Annotated in this window: 2 protein-coding genes; both read left to right on the top strand. The window is 77.1% G+C overall.

Annotated elements, in window-relative coordinates; translation table 11 throughout:
- Window positions 1–852 (top strand): hypothetical protein (locus ACFU99_RS42270; RefSeq protein ID WP_384403737.1); only part of this gene is annotated, 852 nt, incomplete at its 5' end.
- Between the two features lie 2 nt (window positions 853–854).
- Window positions 855–1,892, top strand: a 1,038-nt coding sequence (mycP, locus tag ACFU99_RS42265; protein WP_384403740.1) for a type VII secretion-associated serine protease mycosin, incomplete at its 3' end; no start/stop codon positions are given.

Here is a 1,892-nt window from a genome sequence, read left to right as displayed (position 1 = left end):
CCCTGGTACCGCTCGGAGCACCCGGAGCCCGCCTTCACCCCCGTCACCCCCCGCACCCCCGGTCGCGCGCCCGGCGACCCGAAGCCGCCGGGCCGCGGGCGGCTGCGCGCGCTCGTGGCCGCCCTCTGCCTCGTGCTCGGCCTCGGCCTCCTCGGCGGCGCGGCGGCGGGCAGCCTGCTGGGCGGCGAGGCGGGGGCCGAGTCGGCCGCCGAGGCCACGTACGAGCAGGGCGGCGCCCTGTGGCACACGGCCCCCGTGGACGCGATCTTCCCGCCCACGCTGCGCGGCGACGGCGCGGGGCCCGGCGGCGCGGACCGCACCTGGCGGCGGATCGCGGTCGCGCCGGACAGCGGCTGCGCCGGGGCGTTCGACCCGTTGCTGGCCAAGGCGCTGGCGCCGGTCGGCTGCGCGCGGCTGCTGCGCGCCACGTACGCGGACGCGACGACGACCAGCGTGACGACGGTAGGGCTGCTCGTCACCAAGGCCGACACGGAGCAGATGGGCGCTCTGCAACGGCGGTTCGAGGACGAGGGGCTGGGGGAGCGGCGGGATCTGCTGCCGCGTGCGTACGGGGCGAAGGGGACGGCGGCGGCCGGGTTCGGCGACGCGCAGCGGGCCAGCTGGCAGATCAAGATCCGTACCGATACGCCGGTGGTGCTGTACGCGGTGACGGGATTCGCCGACGGCCGCGAGGCCGCCGATCCGCAGCCCGCGATCCGGGCCGTCACGCCGGGGGCGACGTCGGTCGCGGCGCAGGCGGGGCTCGGGCACGACGCCAAGGGCGTCTGCGAGCAGGTGGAACACGCCTTTGTCCAAGGCGTGAAGAAAGCCGCTGAGGAGGCGTCCAAGTGACGATGCGCCGCGCGTCGCGCCGGTCGCGGCCCCGCCGCGCGCTCCTCGCACTGGCCGCCGCCGCGCTGGCCGTCCTGCCCACGCTGACGGAGGCGGCCCCCGCGCACGCCGACGCCATACGCGACCAGGAGTGGGGGCTCGACGCCATCCACGCGCAGGACGCGTGGCGCACCACCAAGGGCAAGGGAATCACCGTCGCCATCCTCGACACCGGCGTCGACGGCAGCCACCCCGACCTCGCCGGCCAGGTCCTGCCCGGCAAGGACCTCATCGGCTTCGGCGCGAGCAGCGGCGACCGCTCCTGGGCCCGGCACGGCACCGCCATGGCCGGGATCGTCGCGGGCCGCGGCCACGGACCGGCCGCCGACGACGGCATCCTGGGCGTGGCCCCCGATGTGAAGATCCTTCCCGTCCGCGTGATCCTGGAGGACGGCGACCCGGCCCGCAAGCAGGCCCGTTCGGTCCGCGGCGGCGCGCTCGCCGACGGCATCCGCTGGGCCGCCGACCACGGCGCGGACGTGATCAACCTGTCGCTCGGCGACGACAGCGACTCCGCGCACCCGGAGCCGCGCGAGGACGAGGCCGTCCAGTACGCGCTGAGCAAGGGCGCCGTCGTCGTCGCCTCCGCCGGGAACGGCGGCGAGAGCGGCGACCACGTCTCCTACCCGGCCGCCTACCCCGGCGTGATCGCCGTGACCGCCGTCGACCGGTACGGCACCCGCGCCTCCTTCTCCACCCGCCGCTGGTACTCCACGGTCAGCGCCCCCGGCGTCGACGTCGTCATCGCCGACCCGGACCGGCACTACTACGAGGGATGGGGCACCAGCGCCGCGTCCGCCTTCGTCTCCGGCGCCGTCGCCCTCGTCCGCGCCGCGCACCCGGACCTCAGCCCGCTCCAGATCCGCCGGCTGCTCACCGAGACGGCGCTGGACGCGCCCGAGGGCGGGCGCAGCGACGCGCTGGGCGCGGGGCTCGTCGACCCCGCCGCCGCCATCGCGGCCGGGGACCGCGTGAGCCCCGAGTCGAAGACGCCCCTGGCC

Source organism: Streptomyces sp. NPDC057654, assembly GCF_042800135.1.
Classification (GTDB): domain Bacteria; phylum Actinomycetota; class Actinomycetes; order Streptomycetales; family Streptomycetaceae; genus Streptomyces.
Note: the sequence above shows the minus strand (reverse complement) of the source record. Positions and strands in the feature narration are given on the sequence as shown.